This window comes from Sorangium sp. KYC3313, from assembly GCF_052075895.1.
GTDB classification, from domain to species: Bacteria; Myxococcota_A; Polyangia; order Polyangiales; family Polyangiaceae; genus Sorangium; species Sorangium cellulosum_B.
Genome location: NZ_CP197255.1, coordinates 6,193,319 through 6,207,367, shown reverse-complemented (window position 1 = coordinate 6,207,367; position 14,049 = coordinate 6,193,319). Strand labels below are relative to the sequence as shown.

Below are 14,049 nucleotides of genomic sequence, written 5' to 3'. Positions count from 1 at the left end.
CGTAGCCGGAGCGGAGGGGCACGGAAATCCGTCACGGGCGTCAGGCGCGCGACGGCCCCGGCGTGGCGAGGAGCAGCCCGTCGAGCAGGCGCGCGTGGGCGTCGTCGACCAGGTTCCGGAGAGCCGCCGGCCCGGCCTTGGAGAGGGCGCCCGACGCAGCGAGGGTCGCGAGGCCGTGGTGCATCGCCCAGATCGGGACCGCGAGCGCCCACGGATCGCCGGGCGGGAACGCGCCGGCGCGCTGCGCCTCCTCGATGAACCCGAGCAGCACCCCCAGGTTGTGCGAGGTGGCCGCCGCGACCCGCGGGTCGTCCACGTCCACCTCGCCGGAGTACATCACGTGGAAGGGCGCGGGGTGCTCCAGCGCGAAGGCGACGTAGGCGAAGCCGGCGGCCAGGAAGCGCGCCCGGAGGTCGCCCCCGGCGCCCTCCAGGGCGGCCGAGATCCGCGCGCTGAGCGCCGCGCTCGCCTGGACGGCGAGCTCGGTCATCAAGGCGCGCTTGTCCGCGAAGTGGCGGTAAGGCGCGGCGTGCGAGACGCCGATGCGCCGCGCGACCTCGCGCAGCGTGAAGCTCGCGTTCCCTTGCTCCTCGATCAGCGAGAGCGCCTCCTCCAGCACGGCGCGCCGGAGGCCGCCGTGGTGGTAGGGCCGGTCGACGGGGCGCGACGCCGGCGCGGCTGAAGGGCGCGACCCGGGCGCGGGTGAAGGGCGCGACGAGGTTGCGGGGGAGGTGCGCGCGCTCGGACGGCGGCGCCTTGCGGGGGAAGCCACAGCGCAGGCGCACGATACCACGAAGGCCGCGGTCCACCGAGCCGCGGGGCGCAGGGCCGCGGATGCAGGGCCGCGAGCTCAGGAGCCGAAGGTCGTCGCGAAAAAAATGTAGGCAGTGGAAACTTTCCCCATGTTGTCAGTGTCATCATCGGGCGCGCGGGCGGCCGGTGGCCGGCGCGCTGCACCCGATCCAGGAAAGGAGCCCCCGCATGTCCGAGCCCCGTCGATCCCCCGAGCGCGAACGCCTCCTCGCCGCCGTGGAGCGCGTCCGCGGCGTCGCCACCGCCCACGCCGAGGCGTCCGAGCGGCTGCGCACGCTCGCGCCCGCGGTCGTCGATGCCCTGCAATCGAGCGGTCTGCTCGCGGTGGCCGCGCCGCGCGCGCTCGGCGGCGTCGAGAGCGACCCGCTGACGCAGGTCGAGGTCTTCGAGGCGATGGCGCGCGCAGACGCGTCGGCGGGGTGGTCGCTGATGATCAGCGCGCTGCTCGCCGCGCTCGCCGGGGGCACCCTGCCGGACGAGGGGGCCCGCCAGGTGTTCGCAGGGCCGTTCCCGACGTTCGCGGGGCTCCAGATCCCGACCGGCCTCGCGCGGCGCGTCTCCGGGGGGTACGTGCTCGAGGGCCGCTGGGCCTTCGGCAGCGGCGTGCGGCACGCGTCGTGGGTGTTCACCTGCGCCATCGTGGCCCCGGAGGGCGGGGCCCCTCCGGCGGGGCCGCCCGAGATGATCAGCCTCGCGGTCCCGCGCGAGCAGGTGGTGATCGAGGACACGTGGGACGTCGCCGGCCTGCGCGGCACGGGGAGCGACCACTACCGGATCGAGGGCGCGCTCGTGCCCGAGGCGCGGACGTGCCCCTTCCCCGCGGCGCCTCAGCGGCGCGGCGGCGCGCTGGTTTCGCTGCCGTTGCTTGCCCTGCTCGCGGCCGGTCACGTCGGCTTCGCGCTCGGCGTCGGGCGGCGCGCGCTCGACGAGATCGCCGCGGTCGCCCCGCGCCGCGTGAAGGCCTGGCCGCAGCTCGCGCTGGGCAGCCACGCGGCCTTCCACATGGACCTCGGGCGCGCGGAGGCGAAGCTCGCGGCGGCGCGGGCCTATGCGTTCGACGTGCTCGGGCGGATGTGGGACCAGGCGCGCGCTGGAGAGGCGCTCTCGATCGAGGACTGGGCGGCGATCCGGCTCATCCAGACGGTTGTGACCGACGTCGCCGCGGAGGTCACGGGCTTCGCCTACCGGGCCGGCGGCGGGGGCGCGCTCTACGCGGCGAGCCCCCTGCAGCGGTGCTTCCGGGACATCCACGCGGCGACGCAGCACATCGCCGCGACCGACGACGCCTACGAGTTCGCGGGGCGCGCGCGGCTGGGGATCGCCGAGCTGCATCCGATGCTCGCGCCGCGGCCGCCTCGGGTGGTGGGTTAGCGCGACAGGGCGGCTGAGCGACGCGCGCTCAACCAGGCACCGGCCACGCCGGCCGATCGCCGAGGATGCGCGGCCTGTGGCGCTCCAGATAAGCGCGACACCAGGCGCAAGCCGCCGCGCCGCCAGCCACCGTGACGACGAACGAGGACGCGAGCACGCGGCGGCGCCGGCGTGACGAGAGCTTCATGGCGACCATCCTAGACCGATGGCCCGATCCACGTCACCCGAACGGCGATCCAGAACGCAACGATGGGTTCTACAGCGGAGCGCAGATTTGTGTGCTACGGACTCAGCCGCTAGCCAGGCGAGTGAGGAGCGCGCCTGAGCTGCACGGACAGGAGCCGCGGCGGGTCGCTCCTGGCGGCCTCCGCGTCGCGCCACTCGCCCAGGTGAACGAGCTCGAACCCGGCCCGCAGGCCGCCGTTCACGTACTGTGACACGTCATGCAGGAACGCGGTCACACGCTCGGGCTGGCCCGTCTCCGGGTTGACGAAATTGGCCTGGCCCCCGCGCATCTGTCGCACGGGGTGCAGCTCGCACAGGAAGAGCTCTCCTCCCGCGCGCAAGACGCGGGCGGCCTCGGCGAAGACCGCGTCGATGTCCTCGATGTGCTCCAGCACGAGCATGGCAATCACGACGTCGGACGAGCCCTCCGCGAGGGGCCAGGAATCGCGGATGTCGTGCTGCACGAACCGGACACGGGGAGAAGACACGCGGGCCCTCGCGCGACGCAACATCCCCTCGGAGAAATCCAGCGCGAGGACGCTGCTCGCCTGCTCGTCGAGCCACGGCGTGTTGCGCCCGGTGCCGCAGCCGATCTCGAGCACGTCCCGGCCGGCCAGCGCCAGGCCGCGCTGCCGGAGGACGTCGGCCGCCAGCTCGCGGGTCCGGTTGAAATCGTCATCGTACGTCGCGGCCCAGCGATCGTAGGCCGTGGCGATCTCGGGCTTGTCTGGAGAGCTGGACATGAGCTCGCTCGGCATCCTGTGTCGTTCACCCGCCCAAGGACACGCCGTCAACCAGGATCGCGAAGGCCTCCCGGTCTGCCGAACGGCCTCGACGCCGGAGAGTCTATCGGGGGGACGGCGGTCGTGTCAACAGCACATCACTGGAGCATTCCAGTGCGAGACCCACCGCAGAGGCAGTCTCGGACCGGCACGGCGACAGCCGCTGCAACTACAAGCTGAGCTCGCTCAGCCCCGGATGCTCGTCGGGTCGCCGCCCGAGCGGCCAGTGGAACTTCCGCTCCTCCGCCGCGATCCGCACGTCATTGATGCTCGCCTCGCGCCGCCGCATCAGCCCCTGCGCATCGAACTCCCACTGCTCGTTGCCATGGGACCGGTACCAGTTGCCGCTGTCGTCGTGCCATTCATAGGCGAAGCGCACCGCGATCCGGTCCCCGGTGAACGCCCAGACCTCCTTGATCAGGCGGTAGTCCAGCTCCCGCTGCCATTTGCGGTGCAGAAACGCCTCGATCGCAGCCCGCCCCTGGAAGAACTCCGCCCGGTTCCGCCAGCGGCTATCGACGGTGTAGGCCTGCGCCACGCGCGCGGGATCCCGGCTGTTCCAGGCGTCCTCCGCCAGCCGCGCTTTCCGGGCGGCGGTCTCTGCGGTGAAGGGCGGCAGCGGCGGGCGCGACACGACAGGATCTTCGCTCAAGGTGCACCTGAACGAACCTTCCTCGAATCTCCCATCCCCGGCAACCCCTTTTCACGCGCAGATCCCCAGGGCCGTACCGCGGACCGGCCGCTCCCATCCTGCCATCGGCGGGCGCCCGTCGCTCGAGCGCGTTGCCCCGCGCGGGACCGCCCTGCCCGCTCCGGCGCAGGCGCCGTGGGAGCGGCCACGACGCTTGGCGCTCGCGCCGGCGGCGGGAGCTCGTTAGAGTCGCTCCGCGCTCCGAGGAGCCTGTGCGCTCGAGAGGGATCCGATGACCATTCCGTTGACGTGCGTCTTCATCTCACTTCTCTTGATCTACGTGGCCCGCCTGTTCGTCGCCAGGGCACAGGCACAGCAGCCCGAGGGCCTGGACAACCGCAACCCGCGCGACCAGCAGGCCAAGCTCACCGGCGTCGGGCGCCGCGCCCTCGCCGCCCACCAGAACGCCTTCGAGGGGTTTGCGCCCTTCGCCGCCGCCGTCTTCACGGCCCACCTCGCGGGCGCCGACGCTCGCTGGAGCGCCATCCTCGCGGTCACCCACGTCGCCGCGCGCGCTCTCTATCTGGTCATGTACATCGGCGACAAGGCCGCTGCCCGGACCGCGGTCTGGATCATCGGCTTCGCCGCCACCGTGGGCCTCTTCCTCCTGAAGTGGCTGGTCTGAACGCCGCAGCGCCGGCGCGGCGGGGGCGCCGTGGCAGGCTCAGCGCGGCAGGGGCATCCACGCGCCGTCCGTCGGGACGTGGACCTGCGCGGGCAGGTTCTTCGAGGCGGCGCGCTGGGTGAACGCCGTCACGGGCTCGCGGTAATGGGCGAACGTTGTGTGGTGGATGGGGATCACGTGGCGGGCGCGGAGCAGCGCGGCGGCGGCGACCGCCTCCTCCGCGTCCATCGTGCGAAGGCCGCGCGCGCCGTCGACGCCGACCGCGCCGAGGTGCGGGAGCCAGAGATCGATGGGCGCGAAGCGGGCCGCCACCGCGCGCATCGGCTCGGTGAAGACCGAATCACCGGTCCAGTAGACCGAATAGGGCGTCGCGCCCTCCCAGCGGAGCACATAGCCGTTGCCCTTGCCGAGCGTGGCGTCGAGCGCCGCGTCGTGGGCGTGGTTCGCCGGGACGGCGAGGATCCGCAGGCGGCCGGCGCGGGTCGGGAGGACGACCTCGCTGTCCCAATCGAGCGGCGTCAGCTTCGTGAATCCGGCGGAGCGCGCCGCCTCGACCGCGTCGGGAGGGAGGACGAAGGTGACGTCCTTCGGGAGCGTCTCCCTCGCGACCGCGTCGAAATGGTCAGCATGGTTGTGGCTGAGGAGGATGACGTCGAGGTGCCCGAGCGGCTCCGCAGGAGGATCGGTATAGCGGGCGACCGGCGCGTTCTCGACGCCGGTCGACGGGTGCTTGGGGAGCACGAACACCGCTGGGCCGCGCGGGCCAAGGACGGGATCGGTGAGCAGCCGGAGGCCGTCGCGCTCGAGGATCGCCGTCGGGCCGCCGCGCCACTGGAGGCGCCCGCTCGAGGCCTCGGCCGCGGCGGCTTCGCCGGCCGGCGGCGCGATCGCGGCGGCCGCGCCGGCTGGCGGCGCGCTGGCTCCGCCGCGGTCCGGCGATGCACAGGCCGTCAGGGAGAGCGCGAGCAGCGCGCCGACCACCGAGCCCACGGGCGCCCGCGGCCTGCGCGGGCGACCCGGCGAGGGCGCGCCTGCCCCGGGCTCCGCCACGGCGGGCTGCGGGAGCTGCTCGGCACATCCATTCCACCTGCTCGGGACACCCGTGATCCGGTTCATCGTCGTCGCCTTCCTGGCCGCGCTGTTGCGATGAGGTTCTCGGCGAGGGACCGCGCGCGCGCGGCGGCGCCCGGTCCCCCCTCGCGGACGGCGGTCACGATCGCGCCGTCGATCAGCAGCAGGATCTGCGGCGCCAGCGCGCTGGCCGAAGGCACGCCGGCCTCGCGCAAGAGCCGCTCGAAATAGTCGATGAGCCGCTGCTTGTGGCGCTGCGCCGCCTCGTGCGCGGGGTGGCTCCGGCTCGCGACCTCGACCATCGTGTTGAGGAACGCGCAGCCGCGAAAGTCGTCCGCGGCGAACAGCTCGGCGAGCGCGTCGAAGACCGCGAGCGGCCGGTCCCGCGGATCGCCCGCGACCGCCTCGACTCGCCCGGCCAGCCACTCGCGGAAGCGCAGGTCGCGCGCATCCAGCACCGCCACGAGCAGGTCGTCCTTCGTCGGGAAGTGGCGGTAGAAGGTGGCCTTGGCGACGTCCGCCTCGGCGATCAACCGATCGACGCCGACGGCGCGATACCCCTCGGCGTAGAAGAGGCGCTCCGCGACCTCGAGGATGTGGCGCCTGGCGTCCCGCACGACGCGGATATAGACAGACAGGTCTGTCTTGTCAAGCGCGCGGAGGTGCGCCTGCGGACCGCCGCCCGCAGGCTCTCGATCGGAACGCCGCGCCGGAGCCGCCCGTCAGGGGACGTTCATCTCGAACGCCACGCTGTAGTTCGGCTGGGCCTTGCCCGTCGTCGAGCCGACGAACGGATCGGAGTCGCGCAGCTGACCCCAGCGGATCGTGCCGCCCGTCATCGACGTCCCGTCGGTCGTCATCGCATAGCCGACCATCACGCCGGACGCGGGGAGGCTCCGCGCGGTGATCTGCACCGAATCGCCGGAGATCTCCACGCCGCTGATCTGGATCCGGGCGTTGCCGCTCCAGAGCTCGAAGCCGCGGCCCTGCGCCCACTCCGTGAACGCGGTCTGGTGGGGAGACGGCAGCGCGCTGTCCCAGGCGAGCGGCGGCACCGGGACATGGAAGTGCACGGTGACGACGTTGCCGCTGCGCTCGACGCGCGTCGGCTGGAGCGGCTGCCAGTCGTTCCCGAGGACGACCTTCTCGAAGTAGATCTGGCCGAATTTCTCGCCGAGCTGCTGGTACCCGCTCGCGTTCAGGTGGATGTGATCGTTCGCATACGGGTACTGGTACTTCGGACCCGAGCAGACGATATCGCCCGGGTGATCCACGCCCACGCGCCACTGCGCCTGCGTCGACGTCGACCGCGTGCCGGCGTCGGTGTGCACCGAGTTCTGCTGGGACACGAGCAGGGGGATGCTCCGCGACTGGCCGGTGATCCGGAGGAGATCTTGGTTGTAGTCGGACCACAGCTTGACCAGCTCATCCCCGTAGGTCGCGCTGCCGGCGTCGGCCTCGCCGTGCGTGATCACGACGGCGCCGACGCCGTACGTCTTGCCGGCCTCCCTGGCGAGGCGCGCGATGGCCTCCGCCTCGAACAGCGTCGCCGCGTAGGCGCGGCCCATCGACGTGTCGCCCGAGGCCGTCTGGGTGGCGCCCTTCCGGAGGACGCTCATCGGCTGCCCGCTCTCCCCGACGACGGTGTGCACCGTGATGTGATCGCCGCCCGCGGCGGCCTCCGCGAGGGACGAGATCTGGTCGGCCATGGCCGTGTGCGGCGTCTCGCCATAGATGTTCTTCGGGTAAGCGCTGGGGTAGGTCGTCGCGAACGCGCGGATCGGCTCGACGAGCGGCACCAGGGAGAGGGCCGCGCTCGCCGCGTCGAAGGGGGGCACGCTCGCGTTCCCGAGGGACAGCTTGAGGTTGTGAAAGCGCTGCGTGGTGGTGCGGGGCGGCGTGCCCTCCGCGCCGACCGAGAGGCTCTGTCCCGTGCCGACGATGCCGCTCCAGTCCCAGAGCGGCGCCGGCGGCGCGCCACCGCCTCCTTCGCCAGCGCCGCCAGCGCCTGCCGCGCCCCCGCCCCCTTCGCCGGCGCCGCCGGTGCCCGCCGCGCCGCCGGAGCCGCTCGCGCTGCCCGTCGCGCCCTGACCGCCGGCGCCGCCGGAGCCGCTCGCGCTGCTCGTCGCGCCCTGACCGCCGGCGCCCTGACCGCCGGCGCCAGAGGACGAGCCGCCCGACGCGTCGCATCCGAGCGCCGCGAGGAGGAGAGCGAGAGTGCCTGACGAACCGAGGCTCAAGAACGAAGATTGTCGCATGTTGGCTCCTTGCCGCTGCACGAGCGGGCCGGGTGATTGCGCGGCCCGGAGCGTCGATCGTCAGGCCGCGCGGTGGAAACCACGACCGGCCATACCACGGAGGCGCAGAAAAAACTGAACCGATTCAGTTGATGAGGGTCTCGACCCCGGTCGGGAGCTCCGCCTCCAGCAGGCGGCGATGCCCGCGGCGGGCCGTATCGCCCTCGACAGCACCAGGGAGCCGCAGGCCACCGGACTCCCAACGCCTGTTGGGCATCGACCCCCATAACACGTCGTCCAAGGAAATTTCGGGACCAAAGCAAACTTGCGTCAGAACGAAAACACAAAAAATTCAGTGCTCGGCGGCCCCTGACAAGGCATTCTATGTGTGAACGATGCCCGACGTAACAGCCCCGTGATGAGGTGAGCTTTACGAACATGTGGGGGAGACGGCTCATCGTTCCTGCGCTGCTCACGACGAGCTGTGCAGCCACGCTCCGATGTACCGCGATGGTCCGCGGCGCGAGATGCAGCTTGCCCTGGGTCTCGAGCTCATCCGAGGTTCTTCCCCTTTGAATCCTTGAGGAGAACATGAAAAGCAAGATGATGCGGTTGCTCGGTGGGTGGAGTTGTGCGCCGAGAATGCTGCTGGCGCTCGGCAGCTTGGCGCTGGGTGGTGCGGCTTGCGCCGAGTGGACGAACGGGGACGAGCTCAATCTGGATACCGAGAGCGATGAGCTCGTGTGCAGCGGAGCCGCGTGCACCTGCAGCCCGACGTTCGGAATCGGGTTCGTTCAGGGCTCGGACGGCACCGGGACGGTCCCCAACTTCGAGCTCGTGGTGCCGCACACGGGTGGCGGGTTCTCGGCTTACTACCGGAACAACGCGACCACCTCGCTCGTGTCGACCCCGACCTGGTTCGGCCCGAAGAAGGTGGGCTCGGCGGACGTGAACGGGATCAGCATGATCGAGAACTCGAGCGGCGGAAACCTCGAGGTCATCGCCGTGCAGGGCAGCAGCCTTGTGCACTACTACCGCAATCAGTCCACGAAGGCCTGGTCGAGCGGAACGACGGTCGCGACGGGCGTCACCGGGCAGCCTGGGATCGTCCAGGCCAAGCTATCGCCCGGCAATTTCGAGGTCGTGGTGCCGCTCGCCAGCGGCGGCCTCGCCCACTACTGGCGCGACAACTCGGTCGCGTCCCATCCATGGAGCTCGGGGACCACGTTCGCGACGGGCCGAACGTACTCCGCGGTGAGCCTGGTCGAGAGCAACTTCGGCACGAACCGCCTGGAGGTGATCGCGCGCTCCGGATCGACGCTCTATTCCATGTATCGCAGGGATGACCGCACCTGGACGACGCCGAACGAGATCCGCGTGGACAACAACCAGGCGATCTCCGCGACCGGGGTGCACCAGTTTGTCCAGGGAAAGGGCGGCACCAAGGGGAACTTCGAGCTCGTCGTGCCCCTCTCGACCGGCGGCTTGCGGCACTACTACCGCGACAACGACGACAGCGCGTACCCCTGGAAGACGTCGGCCACGTGGGTCGATCCGATCAACTCGTACTCGGCCGCGGGCGTGATCTGGAGCGATTACGACAACCTGGAGGTCGTCGGTCGGAGGAGCGCCGATGGGTCGCTGGCGTCCTTCTATTACAACGGCGGCTGGGTGAGGCACGGCCAGGACGCCTCCGGGAACACCGTGTGGGCGGGCTCGGTCTTCGGAGGTGAGCCGTGCTGCGATCCCGCGACGAAAGGGCAGTGGAGCGACCCGCTCGACGCGGGGGCGATCGGCATCCACGCGGCGCTCCTGCGGACGGGCAAGGTGCTGCTCTTCGGGTTCACGGATGACTCGGACCAGGGGTACTCCGAGGTGTTCGATCCGGCGACGGGGCAGGCGTCCTTGCCGAGCGGGACGCAGCCGCACGCCTTCTGCTCTGGCCACGCGTTTCTGAGCGACGGACGCCTCTGGGTCGCGGGGGGCCATGGGGATGCCCACGTCAAGGGCTCGCACCGGTTCGACCCCTCGAACTCGACGTGGGCCTCGCTCACGGACATGACCCTCGGGCGCTGGTACCCCACGCTCACGCGCCTCGACGGCGGCTCGGTGCTGGCCATCTCCGGCACGACGAAGACGGGGCGAATCTCGAGCACCAAGCCGGTGAACAGCAGCTGGCAGACGCTGAACACCGCGGGCACCCTCTCCGCGCGGAGCGATGTGCCGGAGCCGTTCACGAGCGACGGGCGCCCGATACAGCTCTACCCGTTCGTCTTCCAGCTGCCGGACGGCAAGGTGTTCGTTCACTCGGGCCGAGGCTCGCGGCTCCTGACGACGAGCAACAACACCTGGAGCGCGACGCAGTACACGACGCAGTACGCCAACTCCCGCACGTACCCCGGTTACGGGAGCGCGGTGCTCTTGCCGCTCTCGCCGACCGACAATCACCGCGCGCGCGTCATGGTCATCGGCGGGGGCGGGGCCGTCTCGAACGCGGCGACGAGCGACCCGAACGACACCGCGATCCCCGCCACGGCCACCACGGAGCTCCTCGACCTCGGCGCGGCGTCGCCGGCGTGGAGCTACAAGGCGTCAATGAACTACGCGCGCGTGCTGAACACCGCCGTGCTGCTCCCGGACGGCAAGGTGTTCGTCGTGGGAGGCAGCGCGCGAGGCTCGTCCGACCACGCGACGACGCCGGTCATGACGCCCGAGATCTACAACCCGAGCAATAACACCTGGACCAAGATGTGTCCGATGCGCGTGGCTCGGCTCTATCACTCGACGGCGTTGCTCTTGCCCGACGCGCGCGTGCTCACGGCGGGCCGGGATCACGCCTTCAACGAGCTCCCCTACAAATGGCCCGAGCGGCGGGTCGAGATCTTCACGCCCCCCTATCTCCTGAGCGGCAACGCGCGCCCGGTGATCCAGTCGGTGGCCTCGACCGCGTCGTACGGCCAGTCCATCTCGGTGACGTTGTCCTCGGCGGTGGCCGCCACGGGCATCGGCAGCGCGATGCTCATGTCTCCCGGCTCGGTCACGCACGGATTCGACCAGAGCCAGCGCGCCGTCAAGCTCGCGATCACCGGGCAGTCGGGCAGCACCCTGACGCTCACGGCTCCGCCGAACGGCAAGGTCGCGCCGCCTGGCTACTACATGCTCTTCGTCGTCTCGACGCAGGGCGTCCCGTCGGTCGCGAAGTTCGTCAAGCTGCAGTAGCCGGCCCGGACACGTGGGGCGGGAGCCCCGGAACCTCGACCTCGGCGGGCCGGCAGTGGAAGCGGCGGAATGGCCTCGAGATCTCGGGCTCTCCCTGCGTCCTTCACCGCGCGTCCCGGCGGCGCGTCGCCGTCAATCGCCGGCGCGCCGCTGTCAACCGCCGGCGCGCGCCGCCGGGAGCGGGCGGCGCCGGCAGCTCACCTCGATGAGGATGTCGCCGGGCGCCTTGAAATAGAACATCACACCGCGGCCGTTCTCGCTCACGGGGCCGCAGTCGACGCCCGCCGCGACGATCGCCGCGTGTCAGCGATCCCAGGTGCCGATTTCCTCCTGATCGACGTACAGTGCACGGCGAGCAGCTCATGACCGCCCCCCTGGTGACGCCGACGCTCGAGCACGCGCTGCCGATCGACCGTGACCTCGTCCACTGTGCGACGTTCGCGCTCGCGTGGGCGGAGCTCCAGCGGCAGCTCGGATCCGAGGACGTGCTGGTCGAGCCCACGGAGCTCTCGCGGGCGCTGGGCCGCGCAGCTGCCGTCGCCGCCGGCGCCGTGGATCCGGCGGAGTCCTTCGCCTGCGCAGGAGAGGGTGATGCGGCGGTCGCAGCGATCCGTGCCGAGCTGGCTCGCCGGTTCGGTGATGCGCAGACGCGGCTATTGCCGCAGAGCGTGCCGGCGCACGCTCTCGTGGCGTTCGCCTTGCTGCGGACCAGGGTTGCATTCGAGCGGCCCTTTGTCCGCGATCGCTCCGCGGGGCTCTCGTTCCTGGGGAGCCGCGTGCAGTGCTTCGGCCACTGGGGCGGCGCCGGGGCGAGCGCCTATGCGGGCGCCGCGACCGTACACCGTTACGAGTCGCCGGGCGATTTCGTCATCGAGCTCCGCGGCCGCGGCGGCGCGTCGGTCGTCGTCGCTCGCCGTGGAGGCTGGTCGACGCTCGCGGAGGCGACGCACGACGCGCTCGGCGCGGTCGATCGTGGGCCTGGCCGCTGGGCTCGTCTGTGGGGGCAGACCTCGCTGCAGGACGACGACATCTTCCAGGTCCCGGTCGTGTCGCTGCGCGTCGATGCGTCCTTCGACGAGCTCGTCGGCAAGCCCATCGTGCCGGGGGATCGCGTCCTCGTCGCCGCGTGCCAGACGCTGGAGCTCGACGTCGACGAGCACGGAGCGCGGCTCGTGTCCGAGGCGCTCGCGCTCGGCATGAAGAGCCGCCGTCGCCGCGGGCGCGAGCTCGTGTGCGACGGACCGTTCTTGCTCGCGCTGCGGCGCGCCGGCGCGCCGGCGCCGTACTTCGCCGCGTGGCTGCAGTCGGGCGCGGCGTTCGTTCCTGTGGAGCCTGGGTGAGCGCGGCTCCTAGAAGGGCCGCGGATCCACCGTGGTCCATGAGCCCTTGATCACCTTCTCGTGGACCGGGGGGCCGGGTTTGGTGATCGTCGCGCCATACGAGGGGACGATCTTCCCTGTGATCGCGTCGGAGCCGAGGTAGGCGCCGACACGGCTGTCCGCCTTGGCGCCCGAGGTCGGCGCGAGCGTCATGTCGGCCACCCCCTGCGCCATGCTCGGCCCGAAGAGCGGCTTGGTGGCGCCGTTGCAGGAGGCGACGTCGACCTTGGCGCCGGGCGCCGCGCCGTTGAATCCGGCGGCGTTGAGCTGCTTGCCGAGCTCCCTGCCCCCGATGCTCTTCTTCTTGCCGTTCCACTCGATCGAGCCTGGATCGCCGTGGGAAACCACGATCACGTGATCTTCACCGGCGAGGTTCGCGCTCGGCAGCTGGTGTCCCTGAATCACCGTCGCTCCGGGATACTGCTTCTGGTACATGGCCACCGAGTCGTTGATGACCTTGTCGTTGCTCCCCTGGATGATGACGACGAGCCCGAGCGGGTCGAGGTGGAAGGTCGCGTTCGGCAGTAACCCGATGTCCTGAAACGAGGCCGGAAAGCCGAGCGGGTCTGGCGTGAGATAGACGCCGAGGTCAGGGTCGTAGTACCGGAACCGGTTGTAATGCAGGCCCGTCCGCGGATCGGCGCGGTGCCCAGCGAAGCGCAGCGTGCCGATCGCGCCGCTCGAGCGCGCGACGCGGCCCCACGCTGACAGGTCGACGTCGGCGAGCTCGCCGCTCGGCGCCGCGTAGAGCCAGGGCGTCGCGGTCAGGTCCGTGGCAATGAGGCGCCACTCTCCCTCCACGGTGCGCTCGGCGAGCGGCGTGAAGCCGTCGTCATCGAAGACACGCCTTACCGAGCGCAGATGACTCGAATCGACCTCCTCGACGAGCGCCTCGTCGTCCCAGAGGAAGAACGTGCTCCGGCCGTCGTCGCCGAGCTCCGCGAGTCGCTATGCCGGCGTCGAACGCGACCGACGAGGTCCTGTAGTGTCGGATCAGCGTGACCCATAAGAAGCCCGGGAGCTGGAAGTCGACGACAGGCTCTGTGAACAGCGTGCCTGTTACGACGTCGATGGGGTGGCCACCGGCTGCCTGCCCCTCCGTACCCGGGGGCGCCGGGGGGCTGGGCGGCCCTGCCCCCTGATTGCTCCCGCCGCCGCCTCCACCGCCATTGCCGGCGCCCTGCGGCCCGCCCCCGCCCGGCCCGCCTGCGCCGCCGCCCCCTCCCCCGGCGCTGCCGCCCGCGCCGCTCGCCATCGCGCCCGCGCCGACAGTGATCGACTTATTCATCTGCCCCATGCTGCCGGTAATGCCGGCCATTCCGAGCTCGATCCGGATTTCTCGGTGATGGTGTCCATGTGGAGCGCGGTGACCTTGCCCATGGTGGTGAGATGGTCGCACATGGAAGACATGCGAGGGAAGCCGCCGTGCTGGGCAGCGATGGCCGCGCAGGCGGGTCAGGGCATGACGTGAGCCGCCTTGCGGCGCGTCCGGCAGCACCTCAACCTGGGTCGGTGCCTCCTGCGCCGGCGCGCGCCGCCGGGATCGGGGTGGCCGTCTACAGGTGCCCGCCGACGAGCACCCGTGAGCCCGACCAACCCCCGCCGCGGCGGCCTGCTCGTCCCTCCCTCGTAGCTC

General features: G+C 71.2%; 14 protein-coding genes. 4 read left to right on the top strand and 10 right to left on the bottom strand.

The genetic code is table 11. From position 1 onward, the window contains the following. Window positions 1-40 precede the first annotated feature (40 nt). Window positions 41-619, bottom strand: a complete 579-nt coding sequence (locus tag ACSRUE_RS24125; RefSeq protein WP_441285646.1) for a TetR/AcrR family transcriptional regulator — start codon at window positions 617-619, stop codon at window positions 41-43. A 362-nt stretch (window positions 620-981) separates the two neighbouring features. On the opposite strand from ACSRUE_RS24125, the gene ACSRUE_RS24120 reads away from it, so the two are divergent. After that, window positions 982-2,184: an acyl-CoA dehydrogenase family protein gene (locus tag ACSRUE_RS24120; protein ID WP_441285645.1), complete on the top strand. Its 1,203-nt coding sequence runs from the start codon at window positions 982-984 to the stop codon at window positions 2,182-2,184. Window positions 2,185-2,212: 28 nt separating this feature from the next. On the opposite strand, the gene ACSRUE_RS24115 is transcribed toward ACSRUE_RS24120, so the two are convergent. The 3 genes from ACSRUE_RS24115 to ACSRUE_RS24105 all read right to left on the bottom strand — a co-directional run bounded on the left by ACSRUE_RS24115 (window position 2,213) and on the right by ACSRUE_RS24105 (window position 3,825). Then, window positions 2,213-2,371, bottom strand: coding sequence for a hypothetical protein (locus tag ACSRUE_RS24115; protein ID WP_441285644.1), 159 nt, complete (start codon window positions 2,369-2,371; stop codon window positions 2,213-2,215). Between the two features lie 109 nt (window positions 2,372-2,480). Further along, a complete protein-coding gene (locus ACSRUE_RS24110) occupies window positions 2,481-3,152 on the bottom strand; it encodes a class I SAM-dependent methyltransferase (RefSeq protein ID WP_441285643.1) in 672 nt (223 codons plus the stop codon). A gap of 208 nt (window positions 3,153-3,360) precedes the next feature. Beyond that, the gene (locus tag ACSRUE_RS24105; protein ID WP_441285642.1) at window positions 3,361-3,825 is read right to left on the bottom strand and encodes a nuclear transport factor 2 family protein; all 465 of its coding nucleotides are present in this window, start codon (window positions 3,823-3,825) and stop codon (window positions 3,361-3,363) included. A gap of 289 nt (window positions 3,826-4,114) precedes the next feature. Here ACSRUE_RS24105 and ACSRUE_RS24100 point away from each other — a divergent pair, with 289 nt between their 5' ends. Then, window positions 4,115-4,507 (top strand): MAPEG family protein, encoded by a 393-nt coding sequence (locus tag ACSRUE_RS24100; RefSeq protein WP_437766535.1) that lies wholly within the window; start codon window positions 4,115-4,117, stop codon window positions 4,505-4,507. Window positions 4,508-4,546: 39 nt separating this feature from the next. On the opposite strand, the gene ACSRUE_RS24095 is transcribed toward ACSRUE_RS24100, so the two are convergent. From ACSRUE_RS24095 to ACSRUE_RS24080, 4 genes are all read right to left on the bottom strand, one after another. Then, entirely contained in the window at window positions 4,547-5,623 is a 1,077-nt protein-coding gene (locus ACSRUE_RS24095) for an MBL fold metallo-hydrolase (RefSeq protein WP_441285641.1), read from the bottom strand. After that, window positions 5,620-6,195 carry a TetR/AcrR family transcriptional regulator gene (locus ACSRUE_RS24090; protein ID WP_441285640.1) on the bottom strand — a complete coding sequence of 192 codons (576 nt, stop codon included), beginning with the start codon at window positions 6,193-6,195 and terminating at the stop codon, window positions 5,620-5,622. The genes ACSRUE_RS24095 and ACSRUE_RS24090 overlap by 4 nt, the downstream gene beginning before the upstream one ends. A gap of 105 nt (window positions 6,196-6,300) precedes the next feature. Beyond that, window positions 6,301-7,836: a dockerin gene (locus ACSRUE_RS24085; protein WP_441285639.1), complete on the bottom strand. Its 1,536-nt coding sequence runs from the start codon at window positions 7,834-7,836 to the stop codon at window positions 6,301-6,303. A 124-nt stretch (window positions 7,837-7,960) separates the two neighbouring features. Next, window positions 7,961-8,092, bottom strand: coding sequence for a hypothetical protein (locus ACSRUE_RS24080; protein WP_441285638.1), 132 nt, complete (start codon window positions 8,090-8,092; stop codon window positions 7,961-7,963). Between the two features lie 314 nt (window positions 8,093-8,406). Between ACSRUE_RS24080 and ACSRUE_RS24075 the strand changes: the two genes are divergently transcribed. Both ACSRUE_RS24075 and ACSRUE_RS24070 read left to right on the top strand, forming a co-directional pair. After that, the gene (locus ACSRUE_RS24075) at window positions 8,407-11,034 is read left to right on the top strand and encodes a galactose oxidase-like domain-containing protein (protein WP_441285637.1); all 2,628 of its coding nucleotides are present in this window, start codon (window positions 8,407-8,409) and stop codon (window positions 11,032-11,034) included. Window positions 11,035-11,396: 362 nt separating this feature from the next. After that, the gene (locus ACSRUE_RS24070) at window positions 11,397-12,374 is read left to right on the top strand and encodes a hypothetical protein (protein WP_441285636.1); all 978 of its coding nucleotides are present in this window, start codon (window positions 11,397-11,399) and stop codon (window positions 12,372-12,374) included. 9 nt (window positions 12,375-12,383) lie between these two features. On the opposite strand, the gene ACSRUE_RS24065 is transcribed toward ACSRUE_RS24070, so the two are convergent. Together ACSRUE_RS24065 and ACSRUE_RS24060 are read right to left on the bottom strand one after the other, a co-directional pair. Continuing rightward, window positions 12,384-13,214 carry an RHS repeat-associated core domain-containing protein gene (locus ACSRUE_RS24065; protein WP_441285635.1) on the bottom strand — a complete coding sequence of 277 codons (831 nt, stop codon included), beginning with the start codon at window positions 13,212-13,214 and terminating at the stop codon, window positions 12,384-12,386. Window positions 13,215-13,245: 31 nt separating this feature from the next. Then, window positions 13,246-13,668, bottom strand: a complete 423-nt coding sequence (locus ACSRUE_RS24060; protein ID WP_441293123.1) for a DUF6531 domain-containing protein — start codon at window positions 13,666-13,668, stop codon at window positions 13,246-13,248. Between the last annotated feature and the right edge of the window lie 381 nt (window positions 13,669-14,049).